This is a genomic window from Pseudomonas sp. WS 5079, assembly GCF_012985465.1.
Lineage (GTDB): Bacteria > Pseudomonadota > Gammaproteobacteria > Pseudomonadales > Pseudomonadaceae > Aquipseudomonas.
Genome location: NZ_JAAQWN010000001.1, coordinates 837548 through 858976, shown reverse-complemented (window position 1 = coordinate 858976; position 21429 = coordinate 837548). Strand labels below are relative to the sequence as shown.

The window sequence follows — 21429 nt, the reverse complement described above, 5'->3', positions numbered from 1 at the left end:
CCTACCGAGCCAGGCGCGGCTGGATCGAGTCTGCCAGTTGTGTGAGGACCAGGCAGCAGGACACCGCCCCGGCATCCAGCACCCCCAGCGAGCGTTCGCCCAGGCGGCTGGCCCGGCCGATCCTGGCCACCAGGTCCTTGGTCGAATCGCGGCCCTGGGAGGCAGCGCTTTTCATCGCGTCCAGGGCGTCGCTGAAGGACGCACCCGCCGTTTGCGCCCGCTCAAACGCCTCCACCGCCGGGATCAAGGTGTCCATCAGGCACTTATCGCCGACGCCGGCTTCGGTGATGTCCTGCAATGAAGTCAGGCCACCGCGCAGCAGATGGGCGAAGGTGGCGGCGTCGATGTTGTCGCTGCCACGCACCTCGTCGGCCATGCCGATAAACAGGCTGCCATACAGCGGGCCCATGGAGCCGCCGATGCCTTCCATCAGGCTCAGGGTCAGTTCATCCAGGGCCTCGGCCAGGGTCAGTTGCCGGCCTTCGATCGTACGGCCGCAATGGGCAAAGCCCTTGGCCATGTTGATGCCGTGGTCGCCATCGCCAATCGCGCCGTCAACTTCGCTGAGGTATTCACGGTTGGCGACGATCACGCTGACCAGGTCGGTGACAATCGCGCTGCCGTCGTGGGTGGAAAAATGCTGGCTCATGGTTTATTCCGCCTGGGTCATGCCGATGGAGCGGCAAGGTTGGTCGATCAGGGTTTTCAGCTCGGCATCCAGGCCCAGCAGGGTCAGGGTCACGCCCATCATTTCCAGGGAGGTGAAGTAGTTGCCGACGTAGCAGCGATGGATCTTCAGGCCCTTGGCCTTGAGCTGGCTTTCGACTTCGGCGTAGAAGATGTACAGCTCCATCACCGGCGTCGCGCCCAGGCCCGAGACCAGCACCACCACGCTGTCATCCTGGCTGAAATCGCGGTCGGCGAGGATCGGTGCCAGCATGCGTTGAGCCATGGCCGCCGCGGATTCGATCGGGATCACCTCGATCCCGGGTTCGCCGTGGTGGCCGATACCCAACTCCATCTGGCCGTCCGGGATCTGGAAGTTCGGCTTGCCCACCGCTGCAATGGTGCAGGGCGTCAGGCCGATGCCGATGGAGCGGCAGTGATCGACCGCCTTCTGCGCGACGCGGATCACCCCGTCCAGGTCATAGTGCTGCTCGGCGGCGGCCCCGCCGATTTTCCACATGAAGATTTCCCCGGCCACCCCGCGCCGCTTGGCGATATCGGCCTTGGGCGCCGACGCCACGTCATCGTTGGCGACCACGGTGCGGATCCGCATGTCTTTGCTGGCGGCCATTTTCATTGCCAGCTTCACGTTCATGTTGTCGCCGGCATAGTTGCCGTACAGGCAGGCCACTCCGGCACCGTGATCAGCGACGCGAAACGCATCGAAAAAACTCTTGGCGGTGGGTGAGGAGAAGATTTCGCCGACGGCCACCGCGTCCACCAGGCCGGGGCCGACATAGCCGAGAAACGCCGGCTCATGGCCGGAACCGCCGCCGGTGACGATACCTACGCGGCCCTGGCCGGAGGGCTTGGCCTTGCTGATCACGCGGGGGTTGCTGTCGCTTTGGCGCAGCTCCGGGTGGGCGACCAGAATGCCGCGCAGCATGTCTTCGACCACTTGGTCCGGATCGTTGATGACTCGATTCATAACGCGGGTTCCTGTTCTTGTTGTGAGCAACTAACTGTAGGAGCGAGCTTGCTCGCGAAAAACGTTAACGCTAACGCGGGCTACCTGGATGAGTGCGTCGCCCTCAGGTTTTTCGCGAGCAAGCTCGCTCCTACAGTAAAAAGCGGTTGGGGTGTTTTAGGGTTCGAGCACAACCTTCAAGGACTTGTCCCCACGCTCCATCACCGCAAACGCCTCCTTGAAGTCCGCCAGCGCAAACTTGTGGGTGACCACGTCGCGCATGTCGATCTTGCGCTTGCCGATAAAGTCGATGGCCCGTGGGTACATGTACGGGCCTAGGTGTGAGCCGAGTACGTCCAGTTCCTTGCGGTCGCCAATGATCGACCAATCTACCGTGGCCTCGTCGTTGAATACGCTGAATTCGACGAAGCGCCCCAGCTTGCGCAGCATCGCCAGGCCCTGGTTCACCGCCTTGTGGTGCCCGGTGGCTTCGATATAGATATCGCAGCCATAACCGTCGGTGATTTCGCGGATTTTCGCCAGTACATCGACCTCGGCCGGGTTCCAGACTTCGTCGGCACCCATGCGCAGGGCCAGTTCGGCGCGTTCGGGTTTCATGTCGAGCACGATCAGGCGTTTGGGGTTGCGCATGCGCACCGCGCCGATGATCCCCAGGCCCAGGGTGCCGGCGCCGGCGACTACCACCACGTCGTCGAAATCCACATTGGCCCGTTCCGCCGCGTGCAGCGAGCAGGCCAGGGGTTCGATGAGGATCGCTTCGTCTGGCGCGATGGAGTCGGGCACCTGGTGGATGATGCCTTCCTTGGTGAAAATCATGTACTGGGCCATGGCGCCCTGGACGTTGTTCTGGAAGCCGTAGAGATCGTGTTTCTGGCACATCCAGTACTGGCCGTGGTTGCAGAAGCGGCAGCCCCAGCACGGCACGATCTGCTCGGAAATCACCCGGTCGCCGACCTTCACCCCACGCTTCTCGGCGCCGGGGCCCAGGGCGACCACGCGGCATACAAACTCATGCCCGGGAATCATCGGCGGCTTGACGTAGCGCGGCTGCTCGGCGTCGCCCCAGAACGACGGTGCGCCGCGATAGGTCTTGATATCGCCCATGCAGATGCCGCACAGCTCGACCTTGGTCAGGATCTCGTCGGGGCCTGGCGTCGGTACATCGACGGTTTCCAGGCGATAGTCTTCCGGGCCATGGCAAACCACGGCCTGCATGGTCTTGGGGATTACCGGGTGGAGTTGTTCGGCGGTACGTTCGGTAGCGGTGGACATGACAGACCTCACGACGAATAGATGGATTACTGAATGCTGTAGCCGCCGTCGATCACCATATTGGCGCCGGTGATCATCTGGGCTGCGTCGCTGAGCAGGTACAACGCCAGCCCGGCGATTTCATCCGGCTGGGCAAAACGGCCCGCCGGGATCTGCAATTTGGCCCGTTCACCTACTTCACCGGCCCAGGCTTTCTTGCCCAGGGCGGTTTCGACGATGGTGGGGGAGATGGCATTTACAGTGATGTGCGGCGCCCATTCCATGGCCAGGACCTTGGTCATGCCGACAATCGCGGCCTTGCTCGCGCAATAGGCCACATGCCGATCCAGGCCGATCACCGCCGCCTGGGATGCCAGGTTGACGATGCGCCCGCTGCCCTGGGCGAGCATGTGCCGGGCGCAGGCCTGTGCCACGAAAAAACTGGCCTTGAGGTTGATATCCAGGGTGATGTCCCAGGCGTTTTCGCTGACATCGATGGCCTTGTCGAGCATCACCACGCCGGCGCTGTTGACCAAATAATCCAGGCGCTTGAAGTGCGCGAACACGTAATCGATGCTGCTTTGCACCTGGTCGAGCTGGCGCAGGTCGACGGCCAGGCCCAGATGCCCGCTGCCCAGGCTGGCTGCCACTTCAACCACGGCTGGGTCACGGTCGAGCAGGGCTACGCGCGCGCCACGCTCTGCCAGCAGGCTGGCACACGCCAGGCCAATCCCGGCGGCCCCGCCGGTGATCACGGCGCAACGGCCGGTGAGGTCGAAGGCTTGGTTCCAGAATCCAGACATTGGTTTAACTCCATTCTCTCAGTCGCTGGAGATTCAAAGGTGGGAGCGGGCTTGCTCGCGAAGGCGGTGTGTCAGTTGACACATCAGTTGGCTGACCCACCGCCTTCGCGAGCAAGCCCGCTCCCACATTTGGATAGCATTTACAGGTCGAACTGCTATTTAGTACCGCTGACCTGCTGGTACAGCGCATCCGCATTGGCATTGGTCACCGGCACCCACGGCAGGATGTAGTTCTTCGCGGTGCCGTCGCCCCAGGTCACGTCCTTGGCATAACGCTCCCAGATCACCGACTTGGGTTTGTAGTCCTTGCCCGCCAGTTGCCGCAGGGCCACGTCCAGTGCGCCCTGGGACTGGGCCTGGGCGTCTTGCAGGAAGGTGGTGACTTCGTCTCTTTTGGCCGCCTGGATGGCGTCGGGCATGCCGTCGATGGAGGTGACGGGCACCTCCTTGGAGGTCAGGCCATGGGATTTGAGGGCCTGCACGGCGCCCAGGGCCATGTCGTCGTTTTGCGCGATCACCCCGTTGATGCCCTTGGGGTGGGCGTTCAGCCAGTCTTCAGTCAGGGTCAGGGCCTGGGCGCGGTCCCAGTTGGCGGTCTTTTTCTCGATGATCTTGATTCCGGGGTGCTTGCCCAGCACTTCCAGCTCGCCCTTTTCGCGGTCGATCTGCGCCGACTGGCCGATCGGGCCCTGGATGATCACCACATTGCCCTTGCCCTGGAGCTTGTCGACCATGGCCTGGGCCTGCAGGCGACCGCCCTCGACATCGTCGTTGCCCACGTACGGCACGCTGGCATCGGCGACCTTGGTGTTGGAGGCGATCACCACCACATCATTGGACATCGCCTGCTTCACCGTGCCGACGCCGGCCTTGGTGTCGATGGGTACAAACAGGATCGCGTCATAGCGCTGGGTGACCATGTTTTCGATCTGGTTGTTTTGGGTCAGTGCGTCATAGTTACCGTCGAACACGGTCAACTGCACGGTGCCGTCCTTGACTGCCGGATGTTCCTTGAGCTCGCGCACCCAGTTCTGCATGAACTGGCCCTTGAGGCCGTACACGGCGGCGCCGACTTTGTAGGTCTTGCCATCGGCGGCCAGGGTGATGCTGCTGGCGAGCAGGGAGAGGGCCGCCACGGCGGCAAACGATGTAGCGAATTTCATGATGAGAACCCCGTTTATTGTTGTGGTCGTTCAGTTCGGTTCAGAGCAAAAGCGACTAGCGTTTTTTCTTGCGCCACACGTCGATCAACACCGCGAGCACGATGATCAGGCCCTTGGCGACCTGTTGGTAATAGGAGGACACGCCGAGCAGGTTCAGGCCGTTGTTGATCACCCCGATCAGCAGCGCGCCGAACAGCGTGCCGACAATGGTGCCGACGCCGCCGGACAAGCTGGTGCCACCGATCACCACGGCGGCAATCGCATCCAGCTCATAAGACATACCCGCTTGGGGCAGGGCGGAGGTGGTGCGCGCGGACAGCACCACGCCTGCCAGGCCGGCCAGCAAACCCGAAACCACGTACACCGAGAACGTCACCTTGCGCACGCCGATCCCTGAGGTGCGCGCGCTTTTTTCATTGCCGCCCACCGCGTACACATAGCGCCCGTAGGTGGTGTAGCGCAGCACCATCCAGAAAATCAGCGCGACCACGGCAAAGATGATGATCGGTATGCCAATCGGCCCCAGCTTGCCGATGCCCAGCGCCAGGTAGGCGTCCGGCAGGTCGGTGACCGGGCTGCCGTCGTTGAGGATAAAGGTCATGCCCCGGGCAATACTCAGCATGCCGAGGGTGGCGACAAAGGGCGGGATCGACAGGTTGGCCACCATGAACCCGTTGACCACCCCCAGCATCGCCCCGGCAAACATCCCGGCGCTGACGGCAGCGAGCAGGCCGTAGCCCTGGGTCGCGACCAGGGCGCTGCACAGACCGGCGAAGGCGAGGATCGAACCTACCGAGAGGTCGATGCCCTTGGTCAGGATCACATAGGTCATGCCCACCGCCAGGATGCCGTTGATGGATGTCTGGCGCAGGATGTCCATCCAGTTGCGCCAGGTCATGAAGTATTCGCTGGCAAACGCCATGACCACGCACAGCAGGATAAACACCAGCGGCAGGCCAAAGCGGTCGAGGGAAAGCCGCAGGCGGCTGCGCGCGGGGGTGGTCAGTGGCGTGGCAAGGGTTTTGGCGTTCATGAGGCAAGACTCAACAAGGCTTCCTGGGAAAGGGCGGTGTCGCTGCTGATAGTCACCAGGCGGCCGCCCTTGAAGACCGCGATACGGTCACTCAGGTGCAGCAGTTCCGGGGCCTCGGACGACACCACGATGGCCGCGCCACCGGCGCGCACGAACTGGTCGAGCAAGTGATAGATCTCCTGCTTGGCGCCTTCATCGATGCCCCGGGTCGGCTCATCGCACAGCAGGCACACCGGTTGGGTCGACAGGCATTTGGCGAGCACCACCTTTTGCTGGTTGCCACCGCTCATGGACGCCACCGGCAGGTCCAGGGAGGTGGTCTTGATTTGCAGGCGCTTGACCATGTCCTCGGCCAGTTGGTTTTCCTTGCGCGCGTTGATCAGCGACCAACTCGACAGCTGCTTGTACGCCGACAACGCGATGTTCGAGAGGATGCTGGAGCTGAGCACCAGGCCGCTTTCCTTGCGGTCTTCGGTGACCAGGGACATGCCGGCGCGGATGGTCGCCTTGGGCAGGCCGATGGGCATCGGCTTGCCTTGCAGGGTGACGCTGCCGGCGTCCGGGGTGGTCAGGCCGTAGATGCAGTTGAGGAACTCGCTGCGCCCCGAACCCATCAGGCCGTAGATGCCGAGGATTTCACCCTGGCGCAATTGCAGGCTGATGTCCTGGAACTCGCCGCTGCGGCTCAGGCCCTGGACGTCCAGGCAACACTCGGCGGCGCTTTCGCGTCCAACCTTGTGGTCGATGCGTGTCAGTTCCTGGCCGACGATGCCGCGCACCAGGTGGGCGCGGTCGATATCGGCCATGCGCCCGCTTTCGACGAAGGCGCCATCGCGAAAGATGCTGTAGTCGTCGGCAATCTGCGCAAGCTCGCTGAGGCGATGGGACACATAGACAATCCCGGCGCCACGGGCGGTGAGGCGGCGGATGGCCTTGAACAGGGTTTCGGCTTCGCGCTCGCCGATGGCGGACGTGGGTTCGTCCATGATCATCACCTGGCAGTCATGGCTGAACGCCTTGGCGATCTCCACCAGCTGGATCTGCGCCACGCTCAAGCGATGCATGGGCGCGCTGGCGTCGACCTCGAACTCCAGGCTTTCCAGGAGTTCGCGGGTACGCCGGTGCAGTTCCTTGCTGTCGACGATGCAGCCGGCGCGCCGTGGTTCGCGGCCCAGCCAGATGTTTTCGGCGACGCTCATGTAGGGGATTGGCTCCAGCTCCTGGGTGATCATCGCGACCCCCGCCGCCAATGCTTCGCTGGGGCGATGGAAATGCACGGGGGCGCCATTGAGCAGGATGCTGCCGGCGTCACGCTGGGTGATGCCCATCAAGATACTGAGGAACGTGGATTTGCCGGCGCCATTGCCGCCGCACAGGGCATGCACACTGCCGGCCCGCAGCGAGAGGCGGCCGTCACGCAGGGCAGGGATGCCGGCGTAGGCCTTGGCGACGTGTTCAGCCTGGAGCAGTAATGGCGTGGCCATCGGCGTGTCCTCGTGCTGTGAGTTCTTATTAGGTACACAGTCGTGTTGCTGCGTGAGCATATGTGTATCAAATGAAATTCTGATCAGTCAATCTCTTTCATTGAAAACTTGTAATCGCCAAGGTTTTCTTGATGCATGGCGTTTTAGAGGGGTTTGACTGGAGGGTCAGTTAAAACGTGCTTGACAGTTGCGAGGGAATATCCGAGAAATGACTGATCGAAATTTCATTGAGTGATCATATGATCAGTCTTAAGCTTCACCACGGCAGCGGAGCCTAATGCCATGAACACACCTTTCCCGGTGGCTATCGGATGTGACGAAGCGGGTTTTGAGCTCAAGGAGCTGTTAAAGCGCCATATCGAGGCGCTGGGGTATCCGGTGACCGACTTTGGCACCCATTCCACAGCTCCGGTGCTCTACCCGGATATTGCGCTGGCGGTGGCCACGGCCATCAATGCCGGGCAACAGCGCCTGGGGGTGCTGGTGTGTGGCACGGGCATCGGCATGGCGATATCGGCCAATAAAGTCTTGGGTATTCGCGCGGCCCAGGCCCATGACACCTATTCGGCGGAGCGCGCGCGCAAGAGCAACGATGCGCAGATCCTGTCCATCGGTGCGCGGGTGGTGGGGGCGGAGCTGGCCAAGAGCATCGTCACCGCGTTTCTGGCCTCGGAGTTCGAGGCGGCGCGGTCCGGGGCCAAGGTCGAGCGCATCAATGCCATTGAGCGTGATGGGCATCAGTAGTGGACGGAGCAGGGCAAGAGTCGGGAGAATGCGCCTTTGACGCCGAAACGGAAGCCCGTCCCCATGAGTGACAGTACCCTGCGCACCGCCAGCGATATCGATCTGATGACCGAAGTGGCGATGCTCTATTACCTTGAGAACGTCACTCAGGAAGCCATCGCCAAGCGCTTTGACCTGTCCCGGGCGAAAGTCAGCCGGCTGCTCAAGCGTGCGCGCGATGAAGGGATTGTCGAGGTGCGGGTGCTGCAGCATCCGGCGATGAACAACGAACTGGAACAGGCGCTGGTGGAGCGTTTCCAGTTGGATCGCGCGTTGATCGCGGTCGACCACAGCGACGCCGACACCCAGCGTTCCGCCGTGGCCAGCCTGGTGGCCAACTACCTGAACAAGACCCTGGGCGACGGCATGATTGTCGCCGTGGGCATGGGGCGCAATGTGGGGGCGGTGGCCGATAACGTGTTTTTGCCGGTGACGCGCAACTGCACGTTTGTCTGCGCCATTGGCGGTTCGCTCAAGGCCGGCGAATACATGAACCCCGACCATATCTGCCGCCGCCTGGCCCTGCGTTTTGGCGGCGAGAGCGAAAGCCTGTACGCCCCGGCGCTGGTGGCCAACCCGGAACTGCGCAGCGTGCTGATCAGCAACGACACCGTACGCTCGACCCTCGACCGCGCACGGCGTGCCGATATGGCGCTGATCGGTATTGGCGACATGAGCGAAAACAGCAACATGGTGCGCATGGGCTGGTTCTCACCCCAGGAAATCGCCCAGGCGCGCTTGTCCGGCACGGTGGGTGACATGATGGGTTACGACTTTATCGACATTCATGGCCAGCCGGCGGTCAACGCCATCCAGGGGCGGGTGATCGGCTTGACGGTGCAGGAGTTGTTCCGCATTCCCGATGTGGTGGCGATTGCCAGTGAAAACACCAAGGCCGCCGCGACCCTGGGGGCGTTGCGCTCGGGGGTGATCAATACCCTGGCGACCACGGTAACCAATGCCCACACCATCCTGGCGCTGGACGACGCTACCCGTAAAACCTGACCTGTCTCCTCTCAAAATATGGGCTCTGGTGTGTGTGGGGGGGGCTGGCTTGTGTAGGAGCTGGCTTGCCAGCGATAGCATCGCCTCGATCTACCTGATACACCGAGGTGTCTGCATCGCTGGCAAGCCAGCTCCTACACAAGCCCACAGCACAGGCTTCTGGGGGCGGCTTTTACAGATCTTGTAATAGTTTTAAATTGTAGGAGATTTGTATTTCCGCTGTAGGATTAAAGTCCTTTTCTCACTGCAGGACTTGCATGAACACCCTCTCGGAGCCCCCCAGTCGTCTTTCCCCAAGACCGCTACTGCCGACGTTCCCGCTGAAACATCCTCTATTCAGACTGCTAACCTTTTCCCGGTCATCGGACCGCGTCTTGTTGTGCCCGGCATTCTGAAAATCAATAAAGAGACAGAGACTTCTATATGGAATGGTTAGCGGATCCAACGGCCTGGCTCGGCCTGTTGACCTTGATTGTGTTGGAACTGGTGCTGGGTATCGACAACCTGGTGTTTATCGCGATCCTCGCGGACAAGCTGCCGCCGGAGCAGCGTGACCGTGCGCGGTTGATCGGTTTGTCCCTGGCGCTGATCATGCGCCTGGGCTTGCTGGCGAGTATTTCCTGGTTGGTGACCTTGACCCAGCCGTTGTTCGAGGTGTTCGACAAGAGCTTCTCCGGACGCGACCTGATCATGCTGTTTGGTGGTGTGTTCCTGTTGTTCAAGGCCACCATGGAGTTGCATGAGCGGCTCGAAGGGCATGTCACCGAACGCACCGGCAATGCGGCCTACGCGATGTTCTGGCCGATCGTGGCGCAGATCGTGGTGCTGGACGCCGTGTTCTCCCTCGACGCGGTGATTACTGCGGTCGGCATGGTGGACGAGCTGGCGGTGATGATGATCGCGGTGATCGTGTCTATCGGCGTGATGATCGTGGCCAGCAAGCCGCTGACCCGCTTCGTCAACGCGCACCCGACGGTGATCATGCTGTGTCTGGGCTTCTTGATGATGATTGGTTTCGCCCTGACCGCCGAAGGCCTGGGCTTCCATATCCCGAAAGGCTACCTGTACGCGGCCATCGGTTTCTCGATCCTGATCGAGGTGTTCAACCAGATCGCCCGGGCGCGCCGCAAGAAGTCGGCGCAAGGCGTGCGACCGATCCGTGAGCGCACTGCCCATGCGGTGATGCGCTTGCTGGGTGGTCGCAGCCTGGCGGTGGAAGAGGTGGGTGAGGACGTTACGGACCTGCTGGGCGACTCCCAGGGCAGTCAAGGTCCGCTGTTCGACCGCCGTGAGCGCGTGATGATCAGCGGTGTATTGCAGCTGGCCGAGCGGCCGATCCGCACCTTGATGACCCCGCGGGCGAATGTCGACTACATCGACTTGGCCGACGACCCGGAGACGATTCGCCTGAAATTGATGCACTCGTCCTACTCGCGCTTGCCGCTGATCCGTAATGGCGCGGTGGATGAGCCCCTGGGCTTCGTGCATAAGAAGGAGTTGCTCAAGGAGTACCTGGCCGGCAACGAGCCGAACCTGGAACACCTGGCGCGGCGGGCGATCAACCTGCTCGACAGCTTCTCGATCCTCAACGCCCTGGAGCAGATGCGCCAGGAGTCGACGCACATCGCCTTTGTGATCAACGAATTCGGCGATTTCATGGGGGTGTTGAGCATGACTGACATCCTCGAATCCATCGCCGGTGAGTTGCCCGATGCCAGTGAAGTCGAAGGCCCGGACATCGTCCAGGAGCAGGGCGGTTACCGTGCCAACGGTGCGTTGAACCTGAACCTGATTCGCCAGCGCACGGGTTTCCAGGCGGTGGCCACCGAGGATTACCAGACCTTGGCTGGCCTGGTCATGAGCCTGTTGGATCGCCTGCCGGTGGTGGGTGACAGCCTGGAATACGAAGGCTGGCGCTTGACGGTGGCGGCGGTGGAGGAGCGCCGGGTGACGCAGGTGTTGCTGATGCCTGTCACGGCGGGTTAACGGGGTTTTGCCCTTTTGGTTGGCACACCACGGGTGTGCCGCTCGAAGGTTCTCTTCAGGGTCTGCTCCTGGGTCTCCCAGGGGCCGAACCCCTTGAGCTTTTCGACCAGCCTGCCGTTTTTCAATATCAGCAGCGTCGGTGTGCCGGTCACTTCGGGATGCCGTGGGGTCTGGCTCGTATCGAGTACATAAAGCGCTGCCTGACGGCGATAGCGGCCGGCCACTTTGCGAAACAGTGGCTTGGCCGCGCCGCACGCCGGGCACTGGGGCGATACAAAGAGCATGAACACCGTGCGTTGTGTCTGCAGCGCCCGTCTATACGCATCTGCGTTGTCGATCAGCGTGTTGATCAGTCCCATGACAATCTCCTTATAGGCCGGTGGCCAAACCCTAAGCCGGGCGGGCCGGACGGTCTACTGTGAGAATTCACAGGTAACGCACCCAAATGTGACGGATCGCAACGGATTGGGGCGCACGGTAGCAGTGTGCCTGGTGTGACTGGCGCGGCGCTGGTTCGTCGATGCCTTGTTATCTGGCTGATTTAAAACACCTTTAACTCTTCAATATTTTTCTGTTACTGGCTGTGGCACACTTTCTGCTGTCTATTCCGTTGTTACATACCATGTTCCGGTATAGCGGAATACACAACTCCTGGAGTGCTTGTCATGCATCGCCGACCTTCCGTGTTTAAAGCCTGTGTTTTTCTGTTCGCCGCCTCGGCTTCCCTCGCCAGCCAAGTGCAGGCCGACAGCAAGCTCGACGATGTGCTCAAGCGTGGGCACCTGATTGTCGGTACAGGCAGTACCAATGCGCCGTGGCACTTCCAGGGAGCGGATGGCAAGTTGCAGGGTTTTGATATCGATATCGGACGTATTGTCGCCAAGGGCCTGTTCAACGACCCGAGCAAGGTCGAGTTTGTGGTGCAGTCCTCCGATGCGCGGATTCCCAACCTGTTGACCAACAAAGTCGACATGAGCTGCCAGTTCATCACCGTCACCGCCAGCCGCGCGCAACAGGTGGCGTTCACCCTGCCGTACTACCGCGAAGGCGTGGGCCTGCTGTTGCCGGCCAACAGCAAATACCAGCAACTCGAAGACCTGCAGGCAGCGGGCGACGACGTCACCGTGGCGGTGCTGCAAAACGTCTACGCCGAAGAACTGGTGCACCAGGCGCTGCCCAAGGCCAAGGTCGACCAATACGACAGCGTCGACCTGATGTACCAGGCCGTGAACTCCGGGCGTGCCGACGCCGCCGCCACCGACCAGTCTTCGGTCAAATACCTGATGGTGCAGAACCCCGGCCGCTACCGCAGCCCCACCTACGCCTGGAGCCCGCAAACCTACGCGTGCGCGGTCAAGCGTGGCGACCAGGATTGGCTGAACTTCGTCAACACGGCGCTGCATGAAGCCATGACCGGCGTCGAGTTCCCCACCTATGCGGCCTCGTTCAAGCAGTGGTTTGGCGTCGACCTGCCGAGCCCGGCGATTGGCTTTCCGGTGGAATTCAAATGATTGTTGAGCGCGCGGCGTCGCAGCGGGCGCCCCGCTCAAGGTACTGCCGACCATGAACTATCAGTTGAATTTTGCCGCAGTCTGGCGCGATTTCGACACCTTGCTCGCAGGCCTCGGCCTGGGCCTGCAACTGGCCTTGCTGTCGATTGCCATCGGCTGCGTGATCGGCCTGTTGATGGCTTTTGCCATGCTGTCCCGGCACCGTGCGCTGCGCATCCTGGCCTCGGTGTATGTGACGGTGGTGCGCAACACGCCGATCCTGGTGCTGATCCTGTTGATCTACTTCGCCTTGCCCAGCCTGGGCATCCGCCTGGACAAGATCCCCTCGTTCATCATCACCCTGTCGCTGTACGCCGGGGCGTACCTGACCGAAGTGTTTCGTGCCGGCCTGTTGAATATTCCCAAGGGCCTGCGCGAAGCCGGCCTGGCGATTGGCCTGGGGGAGTGGCAGATCCGCGCCTATATCACCGTGCCGGTGATGCTGCGCAACGTGCTGCCGGCGCTGTCGAACAACTTTATCTCGCTGTTCAAGGACACCTCCCTGGCGGCGGCGATTGCGGTGCCGGAGCTGACCTATTACGCCCGCAAGATCAACGTCGAAAGCTACCGGGTGATTGAAACCTGGCTGGTGACGACCGCGCTCTATGTGGCTGCCTGTTACCTCATCGCCCTGCTGCTGCGTTACCTGGAACAGCGCCTGGCGATTCGTCGATGAGAGGGGTTTTGCATGTATTGGCTGCATGAGTTGTGGATCGCCCGGGCAACCCTGTGGGCGGGGTTCCAGACCAGCGTGTATTGCTCGGTGCTGGCGATTATCTTCGGCACCCTGATCGGCATCGTCGCCGGGTTGGTGCTGACCTACGGCAAGTTCTGGATGCGCGCGCCGTTTCGCCTGTACGTCGACCTGATCCGTGGCACCCCGGTGTTTGTGCTGGTGCTGGCCTGCTTCTATATGGCGCCGGCGCTCGGTTGGCAGATCAGTGCGTTCCAGGCCGGCGCCCTGGGCCTGACGCTGTTTTGCGGCTCCCATGTCGCCGAGATTGTGCGCGGTGCGCTGCAAGCCATTCCCCGTGGGCAACTGGAAGCGGGCAAGGCCATCGGCCTGACCTTCTATCAGTCCCTGGGCTATGTGTTGCTGCCCCAGGCACTGCGGCAGATTTTGCCGACCTGGGTCAATTCCTCCACCGAGATCGTCAAGGCCTCGACCCTGCTGTCCGTGATCGGCGTCGCCGAATTGCTGTTGAGCACTCAGCAAGTGATCGCCCGGACCTTCATGACCCTGGAGTTCTACCTGTTCGCCGGGTTTCTGTTCTTTGTCATCAACTACGCCATCGAGTTATTCGGGCGCTACATTGAAAAGCGGGTGGCCTTGCCATGAATCAACCATTGCTCAACATCAGCGGCCTGCGCAAACAATACGGCGCGGTGGAAGTCCTCAAGGGCGTCGATCTGTCGTTGCAGCGCGGCAACGTGGTGACCTTGATCGGCTCCAGCGGCTCGGGCAAGACCACGCTGCTGCGCTGCGTCAACCTGCTGGAGGAGTTCCAGGGCGGGCAGATTACCCTCGACGGAGAGTCCATTGGCTATGCCGATGTTGCCGGCAAGCGCGTACGCCACCCGGAAAAACTCATCGCCCAACACCGCGCCATGACCGGCATGGCATTCCAGCAATTCAACCTGTTCCCCCATCTGAGCGCGTTGCAGAACGTCACCCTGGGCCTGCTCAAGGTCAAGCAGATGGGCAAGGACGAGGCAGTGGCCCTCGCGGAAAAATGGCTGGAGCGCGTGGGCCTGCTGGAACGGCGCAACCACTTCCCCGGTCAGTTGTCCGGCGGTCAGCAACAGCGCGTGGCGATTGCCCGGGCGATTGCGATGAACCCCAGCCTGATGCTGTTCGACGAAGTGACCTCGGCGTTGGACCCGGAGTTGGTCGGCGAAGTGCTCAGTGTGATCAAGGGCCTGGCGCAAGAGGGCATGACCATGTTGCTGGTGACCCACGAAATGCGGTTTGCCTACGAGGTCTCGGACAACATCGTGTTTATGAACCAGGGCCGGATTGAAGAGCAGGGGCCGCCCCAAGACATCTTCGAGCGCCCGCAATCGCCACGCCTGGCGGAATTTCTGAAAAGTATTCGTTTTTAATCAAGGAGCAACATTATGAGCATTACTCGTTACGGCGCCGGCAGCACCGCCGGTGGTGGCCAACCCCGCCCATTCGCCCGTGCGGTGGAGGCCGATGGCTGGTTGTACGTGTCGGGCCAGGTGCCGGCGGTGGAGGGCGAAATCATCAATGGCGGGATTGTCGAGCAGACCCACCAGACCATGAAGAACGTGGTGGCGATCCTTGAGGAGGCCGGCTACGGCCTTGAAGACGTGGTCCGGGTCGGCGTATGGCTGGAGGACCCGCGGGATTTCTGGAGTTTCAACAAAGTCTTCGGCGAATACTTCACCCCCGAACACGCCCCGGCACGGGCCTGTGTGCAGGCGAATATGATGGTCGATTGCAAGGTTGAGATCGATTGCGTGGCCTACAAGAAAAAAGGCTAAATGCCCGACCTCAAGACCATTAAAAATTCAATGTGGGAGTGAATTCGGGTGGGAGCGGGCTTGCTCGCGAAAGCGGTGTATCAGTGCCAGATTTGTTGGCTGACACACCGCTTTCGCGAGCAAGCCCGCTCCCACAAAAGCCCCGCCCCACATGGACCTCTTACGCTGATGAAGACCGCCATGACCGAAGACACCATCAAACGCCGCGCCAAAGGCCTGGACCGGGCGTTCGATATCCTCGATTTTCTCAAGGAAGTCGGCCAGCCCCTGCGCCCCAACGATATTGCCAGTGGCATCGGCAGCCCCAAGTCCACGGTCTATGAACTGGTCGCCTCCCTGCTGGAACGGCGGATTCTCGAAACCGTGGGCAAGGACGGGCACGTGTACCTGGGGCGTCAGTTGTACTTCCTCGGCCAGGCCCACTTGCGCCATTTCGACCTGACCCGCGAGGCCGATCACGCCTTGCAGGAGATCGTCAGCCAAACCCACGAGACCGCGCAGATGTGCCTGCTCAACGGGCGCAAGTACACGGTGGCGCTGATGCGCGAGGGCGAGCGGCATTTCCGGATTTCTTCGGATATCGGTGAAAACGCGCCGATTCCCTGGACCGCTTCCGGGCGCTTGTTGCTAGGGCATTTGAGCGACCAGCAGATCATCGACCTGATCGACCACGACGACTTTATCCTGCCGGACGGCCAGCGTTTACCCCTGGACACCTTCCTCGGACAGATCCGCCAGGCCACTGTCGACGGGTTCTTTTCCTTCGACAGTGTTGCCGACACCTTTACCCACTGCTTTGCCGCCCCGGTGCGCGATGCTCAGGGCGTCGCCATTGCGACCCTGTGCATCGTCGCCCCACGGGCCGACGCCAAGAACAATTACGCCGACTACCGCCGGGTGCTGATCGAAAGCGCCAACAACCTGGCCCGTCGCATCAATGAATAGCGAAACGGAGTAACGCCATGTCTGCCTTCAATGCCGTTGAAAAAGGTGCCGCCGCCAGCGGTGCCCACCTGGTACGCGACGTCAGCCTGCCCGCCCTGGTGCTGCACCGCGCGGCCCTGGAACACAACATCCGCTGGATGCAGGACTTTGTCAGCAGCAGCGGCGCGCAGCTGGCGCCCCATGGCAAGACCAGCATGATGCCGGCGCTGTTCCAGCGTCAGTTGGCGCAGGGCGCCTGGGGCATCACCCTGGCCACCGCCGTGCAGACCCGCGCGGCCTATGCCGGTGGCGTGCGCCGGGTATTGATGGCCAACCAATTGGTGGGCGCGCCGAACATGGCGCTGATCGCCGAGCTGCTGGCTGACCCCGGCTTTGACTTCCATTGCCTGGTCGATCACCCGGACAACGTGGCTGACCTGGGCGCGTTCTTCGCTGCCCGTGGCCTGCGCCTGAACGTGATGATCGAATACGGCGTGGTCGGCGGCCGTTGCGGTTGCCGCAGCGAGCAAGAGGTGCTGGACCTGGCGCGGGCAATCAAGGCCCAGCCGGCCCTGGCCCTCACCGGCATCGAAGGTTACGAAGGGGTGATCCACGGCGAGCATGCCGTCAGCGGCATTCGCGAGTTTGCTGCGTCCCTGGTGCGCCTGGCGGTGGATATGCAGAACAGCGGGGCCTTTGACCTGGGCAAGCCAATCATCACCGCATCGGGCTCGGCCTGGTATGACCTGATCGCCGAGTCCTTCGCTGCACAAAACGCCGAAGGGCGCTTCCTCAGCGTACTGCGCCCCGGCAGCTATGTGGCCCACGACCACGGCATCTACAAGGAGGCGCAATGCTGTGTGCTCGACCGGCGCAGCGACCTCACTGAAGGCCTGCGCCCGGCCCTGGAAGTCTGGGCCCATGTGCAATCGTTGCCGCAGCCGGGGTTTGCAGTGATTGCCCTGGGCAAGCGTGACGTGGCCTACGACGCCGGCCTGCCGGTGCCCCTCAAGCGCTACAAGGCCGGCGTGTTGCCGGCGGTGGGCGATGACGTGAGTGCTTGCAAGGTTACGGCGGTAATGGACCAGCACGCCTTCATGAGCGTGGCGGCGGGGGTTGAACTGCGTATTGGCGACATCATCTCGTTTGGCACTTCGCACCCGTGCCTGACCTTTGATAAGTGGCAGGTGGGGTGTTTGGTGGATGAGCAGTTGCAGGTAGTGGAAACCCTACAAACCTGTTTCTAGACCGCGTCGCGGCCATCGCAGACAAGCCAGCTCCCACATTGGGATTTGTGAACACATTCAAATGTGGGAGCTGGCTTGCCGGCGATGAGGCCCCAAAACCCAGCCGAGAATCCAAATATGACCCCACACCCGCGCATCGCCCTGATCGGCGAATGCATGATCGAACTGCAACACCGCGCCGACGGCAGCCTGCAACAGAGCTTCGGTGGCGACACCCTGAACACCGCCGTCTACCTGCGCCGCGAGCTGGGCGCCAACAGCACGGTGGATTACGTCACCGCCCTGGGCGATGACAGTTTCAGCGATGCCATGTGCGCGCAATGGGCCGCCGAAGGCCTTGGCCTGGACCGCGTCCAGCGCCTGCCAGGCCGCCTGCCGGGTTTGTATTGCATCCAGACCGATGCCAATGGCGAGCGCAAATTCCTCTATTGGCGCAACGAAGCGGCGGTGCGCGATTGCTTCACCACGCCAGGGGCCGAACCGGTCCTGGCCGCCTTGCCCAGCTACGACGTGCTGTATTTGAGCGGCATCACCCTGGCGGTATTGGGTGAAGTGGGGCGCGCACGCTTGCTGGCCATGTTGCTGCACGCCCGCCAACGTGGCGCCCGGGTGGTGTTCGACAACAACTATCGGCCGCGTCTGTGGGCCAGTGTCGAAGCCGCTCGTGAGGCCTATCAGCAGGTGTTGGCGCTGGTGGATATGGCCTTGCTCACGGAGGACGACGAACGTGCGCTGTTTGGCTATGCCGACAGCGAGCAGGTGTTCGCCGCCTATCCGGGGATTGATGAAGTGGTGCTCAAGCGCGGGGCGGATGACTGTCTGATTCGCCGGGGCGGCGAGCGTTTTGCGGTGCCGGCGGTGGTGGTAGAGAAGGTGGTGGACACCACGGCGGCGGGGGATTCGTTCAGTGCGGCGTATCTGGCCAGCCGGCTCAGGGGTGGGTCGCCACAAGAGGCGGGCTTGGCGGGGCATCGGTTGGCGAGCCAGGTGATCCAGGTTCCGGGTGCGCTGATTCCCAGGGTATGAGGCCGCCTGCGGCGGATCGCGGGCAAGCCCGGCTCCCACATTTGGCCAGGTTCACGCATCCAAATGTGGGAGCTGACTTGCCTGCGATAGCGGCCTTGAGCCAACCCCTCAGTCGCGGTAGAACACCTGCACCAGGTGATACCCAAACTTGCTCTTGATCGGCCCATGCACCACCCGCAGCGGTTTCTTGAAGATCACCGCATCAATCACCCCGACCATCTGCCCCGGCCGCACTTCACCCAGATCGCCGCCGCGCTTGCCGGACGGGCAGGTGGAGAACTTCTTGGCCAGCACATCAAAGGCTTCGCCCTTGGCAATACGCTGCTTGAGCTGTTCGGCTTCTTCGCTGGTCTTGACCAGGATATGGCGGGCTTGGGCTTTCATCGGGCAGTTACCTTGCAACGGTCGGGCTTGAAGGCGCGGGATTATGCATCAACTTGGCCATTGACGCCGATCATGCTGCGGATTTTCGTGGCCAACTGGTCGATGGAAAACGGCTTGGCCACCATGTCCATGCCGTCTTCCAGGAAGCCCCGGCGCTCGGCGGCCGTTTCGGCATAGCCGGTCATGAACAGCACTTTGAGCTCAGGGCGGTGCTGGCGGGCGATTTCCGCCAGTTGCCGGCCGTTCATGCCGGGCAGGCCGACATCGGTCACCAGCAAGTCCACCCGCAGGTCAGACTCCAGCAACGGCAAGGCCGCGCGTGCATCGGCAGCCTGGTGGGCGGTGTAGCCCAGCTCATCGAGCAGGTTGACCACCAGCATGCGCACTGCGGCATCGTCCTCGACCACCACCACGGCTTCGCCATCCAGCGCCACGGGGGCTTCCACGGGGATTTGCGGCAGGACTTTTTCCAGGGCGGTGCCGTGCAGGCGCGGCAGGTACAGGCGCACGCAGGTGCCACGCCCCGGTTCGCTGTGGATCGTGACGTGGCCGCCGGATTGCTGGGCAAAGCCATAAATCATCGACAACCCAAGGCCGGTGCCCTGGCCGATGGGCTTGGTGGTGAAAAACGGATCGAAGGCCTTGGCCAGGATCTTGGGGGTCATGCCGGCGCCGTTGTCGCACACGCCGAGCATCACGTAGTCGCCGGCCTTGACCGGTTCCAGGGTGGTGATGTCGGTGCCGTCGAGGTAGCTGTTGGCCGTCTCGATGCTCAGTTGGCCGCCATCGGGCATGGCGTCGCGGGCGTTGATCACCAGGTTGAGCAGGGCGTTTTCCAGTTGGCTGGCGTCGGTGTTCACCGGCCAGATATCACTGCCCAGTTGCACCTTGAGGTCGATATGGGCGCCTTTGGTACGGCGGAACAGGTCTTCCAGGGACGCAACCAACTGGTTTGGGTCCAGGGGCCGGCGGTCCAGCGACTGGCGCCGGGAGAAGGCCAGCAGGCGATGGGTCAGGGCCGCCGCACGATGGGCCGAGGACACGGCGGCATCGGTGAAGCGCCCGATCTCATCGCTGCGCCCGGCGGCGATGTAGCGTTGCATCAGGTCCAGGCTGCCGATGATGCCGGTGAGCATATTGTTGAAGTCATGGGCGATCCCGCCCGTGAGCTGGCCGACCGCTTCCATTTTTTGCGCATGGCGCAGCGCATCTTCAGCGCGCTCGCGCTCGAACATTTCGTTTTGCAGGCGCTGGTTGGCCTCGGCCAGGGCCTGGGTACGCTGGGCCACACGTTCTTCGAGGTTATCGTTGAGGTGGCGCAGGGCTTCTTCGGTGAGTTTGCGTTCGGTCTCATCGATCACAAAGATGTAGAAACCATTGACCGAGCCATCGGCGCTGAAGCGTGGCAGGTACTTCATCAGCGCATGCCGGGGCCGGCCGTCGCGATGGGGAGTGACGGTGATGAAACTGCACGCCTTGCCCTTGAGCGCAGCAGCGATTTTGTCGGCGCGCCCGGCGTACACCTGGGCACCGATCACTTCAAGGATGGTCTTGCCATACAGCTCTTGCGGGGTCAGGCCGTACCAGTCGAGGTAGGCGCTGTTGTTCAGGCGAAAGCGCTCCTGGTGATCCACATAGCCGATCAGCACCGGCATCGCGTTGATGATCAGTTGCAGCTCGGTCTGGCTCTGGCGCAGGGCTTGCTCGGTGTGCTTGCGTTCGGTCAGGTCCAGGGCCGCACCGAGAAAACGCGCCGGTCGGCCGTGGTGATCCTTGTAGCAGCGGCCCCGGGCGAACACCCAGCGTATCTGCCCGTCGGCCTGGAGCAGGCGATATTCCTCGGCGTACTCGGTGCCATGGGTAATGCAATGCTTGATGCTGCGGGCCACCATGCCGCGGTCTTCCGGGTGCACGCCTTGCAGGTAGTCACTGATGGGCAACTGGTGGGCGTTAACCGGATCAACCCCATGCAACTGGGCAAAATGGCTGTCGGCGATAAAGCGGTCTTCGCTGATATCCCAGTCCCAGGTGCCCACTGCATCGGTGGCGGCCAGGGCCAGTTGCAAGCGTTGCTCGGTATCGTGCTGGGCCTTGAGGCTGGCCTCGGAGCGTTGTTGCAGCTCCTGGGCCAGTTGCCGGCGCTCGTTGGTTTCAATCGCCGTCACCAGGACCCCGGCGACCCGGCCACGTTCGTCGCGGATCGGGCTGTAGGTCAGGTCCAGCCAGATTTCCGTATCGCGGTGGTTGCGTTGCAGGACAAAACGCTGCTCGCTGAAGGTGCGCACCTGGCCGGCCAGCACGGCGCTGTAGATGGGGGCGGTGAAGTGTTGCAGTTCCGGCCAGACCCGGTGGGTCGGCTGGCCAAAGCCCTGGGGGTGCTTGTTGCCGGCCAGCAGGGCGAAGCCATCGTTGTAGATCTGCGTGAGTTCGTCGCCCCACAGCAACAGCATCGGCATCGGTGAATGGATGACGATATCGATTGCCGTGCGCAGGCTTTGTGGCCAGTGGCTGGCATCACCGAGGGGGCTTGTGGCCCAGTCCAGCCGTGCGATCAGGGCCGCGGCCTCGCTGCCGGTGGGTGATCCGTTCATGTAAGTGTCCCGCGCGTAACGTCTTGAAGAATGACAG

At 62.1% G+C, this 21429-nt stretch carries 21 protein-coding genes; 11 read left to right on the top strand and 10 right to left on the bottom strand.

Features of this window, described 5'->3' with window-relative positions:
• Position 1 precedes the first annotated feature (1 nt).
• The 7 genes from dhaL to HBO05_RS03650 form a co-directional block, all read right to left on the bottom strand.
• Positions 2 to 649, bottom strand: a complete 648-nt coding sequence (gene dhaL / locus HBO05_RS03680) for a dihydroxyacetone kinase subunit DhaL (protein ID WP_172311715.1) — start codon at positions 647 to 649, stop codon at positions 2 to 4.
• 3 nt (positions 650 to 652) lie between these two features.
• Entirely contained in the window at positions 653 to 1654 is a 1002-nt protein-coding gene (locus HBO05_RS03675) for a dihydroxyacetone kinase subunit DhaK (RefSeq protein WP_172311713.1), read from the bottom strand.
• A 156-nt stretch (positions 1655 to 1810) separates the two neighbouring features.
• Positions 1811 to 2926: an alcohol dehydrogenase catalytic domain-containing protein gene (locus HBO05_RS03670; RefSeq protein ID WP_029293713.1), complete on the bottom strand. Its 1116-nt coding sequence runs from the start codon at positions 2924 to 2926 to the stop codon at positions 1811 to 1813.
• Positions 2927 to 2952: 26 nt separating this feature from the next.
• Positions 2953 to 3708: an SDR family oxidoreductase gene (locus tag HBO05_RS03665; RefSeq protein ID WP_169956586.1), complete on the bottom strand. Its 756-nt coding sequence runs from the start codon at positions 3706 to 3708 to the stop codon at positions 2953 to 2955.
• Positions 3709 to 3863: 155 nt separating this feature from the next.
• The gene (locus HBO05_RS03660; protein ID WP_172311711.1) at positions 3864 to 4871 is read right to left on the bottom strand and encodes a substrate-binding domain-containing protein; all 1008 of its coding nucleotides are present in this window, start codon (positions 4869 to 4871) and stop codon (positions 3864 to 3866) included.
• Positions 4872 to 4926: 55 nt separating this feature from the next.
• Positions 4927 to 5904: an ABC transporter permease gene (locus HBO05_RS03655; protein WP_170041172.1), complete on the bottom strand. Its 978-nt coding sequence runs from the start codon at positions 5902 to 5904 to the stop codon at positions 4927 to 4929.
• Complete coding sequence (locus HBO05_RS03650; RefSeq protein WP_170041173.1) at positions 5901 to 7388, bottom strand: sugar ABC transporter ATP-binding protein; 1488 nt, start codon at positions 7386 to 7388, stop codon at positions 5901 to 5903. The genes HBO05_RS03655 and HBO05_RS03650 overlap by 4 nt, the downstream gene beginning before the upstream one ends.
• Positions 7389 to 7670: 282 nt before the next feature.
• Between HBO05_RS03650 and rpiB the strand changes: the two genes are divergently transcribed.
• The 3 genes from rpiB to HBO05_RS03635 all read left to right on the top strand — a co-directional run bounded on the left by rpiB (position 7671) and on the right by HBO05_RS03635 (position 11162).
• A complete protein-coding gene (gene rpiB, locus HBO05_RS03645) occupies positions 7671 to 8132 on the top strand; it encodes a ribose 5-phosphate isomerase B (RefSeq protein WP_029293723.1) in 462 nt (153 codons plus the stop codon).
• A 63-nt stretch (positions 8133 to 8195) separates the two neighbouring features.
• Positions 8196 to 9176 carry a sugar-binding transcriptional regulator gene (locus tag HBO05_RS03640; RefSeq protein ID WP_029293725.1) on the top strand — a complete coding sequence of 327 codons (981 nt, stop codon included), beginning with the start codon at positions 8196 to 8198 and terminating at the stop codon, positions 9174 to 9176.
• Between the two features lie 423 nt (positions 9177 to 9599).
• Positions 9600 to 11162 (top strand): TerC family protein, encoded by a 1563-nt coding sequence (locus tag HBO05_RS03635; protein WP_169956578.1) that lies wholly within the window; start codon positions 9600 to 9602, stop codon positions 11160 to 11162.
• On the opposite strand, the gene HBO05_RS03630 is transcribed toward HBO05_RS03635, so the two are convergent.
• Positions 11159 to 11521 carry a thioredoxin family protein gene (locus tag HBO05_RS03630; RefSeq protein WP_170041174.1) on the bottom strand — a complete coding sequence of 121 codons (363 nt, stop codon included), beginning with the start codon at positions 11519 to 11521 and terminating at the stop codon, positions 11159 to 11161. The two genes, HBO05_RS03635 and HBO05_RS03630, sit on opposite strands and share 4 nt — an antisense overlap.
• 306 nt (positions 11522 to 11827) lie before the next feature.
• Here HBO05_RS03630 and HBO05_RS03625 point away from each other — a divergent pair, with 306 nt between their 5' ends.
• The 8 genes from HBO05_RS03625 (at position 11828) to HBO05_RS03590 (ending at position 18417) form a co-directional block, all read left to right on the top strand.
• Positions 11828 to 12673, top strand: a complete 846-nt coding sequence (locus tag HBO05_RS03625; protein ID WP_170057141.1) for a transporter substrate-binding domain-containing protein — start codon at positions 11828 to 11830, stop codon at positions 12671 to 12673.
• 52 nt (positions 12674 to 12725) lie between these two features.
• Positions 12726 to 13388 (top strand): amino acid ABC transporter permease, encoded by a 663-nt coding sequence (locus HBO05_RS03620; protein WP_169956572.1) that lies wholly within the window; start codon positions 12726 to 12728, stop codon positions 13386 to 13388.
• A gap of 12 nt (positions 13389 to 13400) precedes the next feature.
• Positions 13401 to 14051: an amino acid ABC transporter permease gene (locus HBO05_RS03615; RefSeq protein WP_057440845.1), complete on the top strand. Its 651-nt coding sequence runs from the start codon at positions 13401 to 13403 to the stop codon at positions 14049 to 14051.
• Positions 14048 to 14815, top strand: a complete 768-nt coding sequence (locus HBO05_RS03610; protein WP_172311709.1) for an amino acid ABC transporter ATP-binding protein — start codon at positions 14048 to 14050, stop codon at positions 14813 to 14815. The genes HBO05_RS03615 and HBO05_RS03610 overlap by 4 nt, the downstream gene beginning before the upstream one ends.
• 15 nt (positions 14816 to 14830) lie before the next feature.
• Entirely contained in the window at positions 14831 to 15220 is a 390-nt protein-coding gene (locus tag HBO05_RS03605) for a RidA family protein (protein ID WP_032857221.1), read from the top strand.
• A 180-nt stretch (positions 15221 to 15400) separates the two neighbouring features.
• Positions 15401 to 16165: an IclR family transcriptional regulator gene (locus HBO05_RS03600; RefSeq protein ID WP_169956620.1), complete on the top strand. Its 765-nt coding sequence runs from the start codon at positions 15401 to 15403 to the stop codon at positions 16163 to 16165.
• 17 nt (positions 16166 to 16182) lie between these two features.
• Complete coding sequence (locus HBO05_RS03595; RefSeq protein WP_170041178.1) at positions 16183 to 17391, top strand: amino acid deaminase; 1209 nt, start codon at positions 16183 to 16185, stop codon at positions 17389 to 17391.
• 117 nt (positions 17392 to 17508) lie between these two features.
• Positions 17509 to 18417, top strand: a complete 909-nt coding sequence (locus HBO05_RS03590) for a sugar kinase (protein WP_172311707.1) — start codon at positions 17509 to 17511, stop codon at positions 18415 to 18417.
• A 108-nt stretch (positions 18418 to 18525) separates the two neighbouring features.
• On the opposite strand, the gene HBO05_RS03585 is transcribed toward HBO05_RS03590, so the two are convergent.
• Both HBO05_RS03585 and HBO05_RS03580 read right to left on the bottom strand, forming a co-directional pair.
• Positions 18526 to 18801 carry a peptidylprolyl isomerase gene (locus HBO05_RS03585; RefSeq protein WP_029293742.1) on the bottom strand — a complete coding sequence of 92 codons (276 nt, stop codon included), beginning with the start codon at positions 18799 to 18801 and terminating at the stop codon, positions 18526 to 18528.
• A 41-nt stretch (positions 18802 to 18842) separates the two neighbouring features.
• A complete protein-coding gene (locus HBO05_RS03580) occupies positions 18843 to 21392 on the bottom strand; it encodes a PAS domain-containing protein (RefSeq protein ID WP_169956564.1) in 2550 nt (849 codons plus the stop codon).
• Between the last annotated feature and the right edge of the window lie 37 nt (positions 21393 to 21429).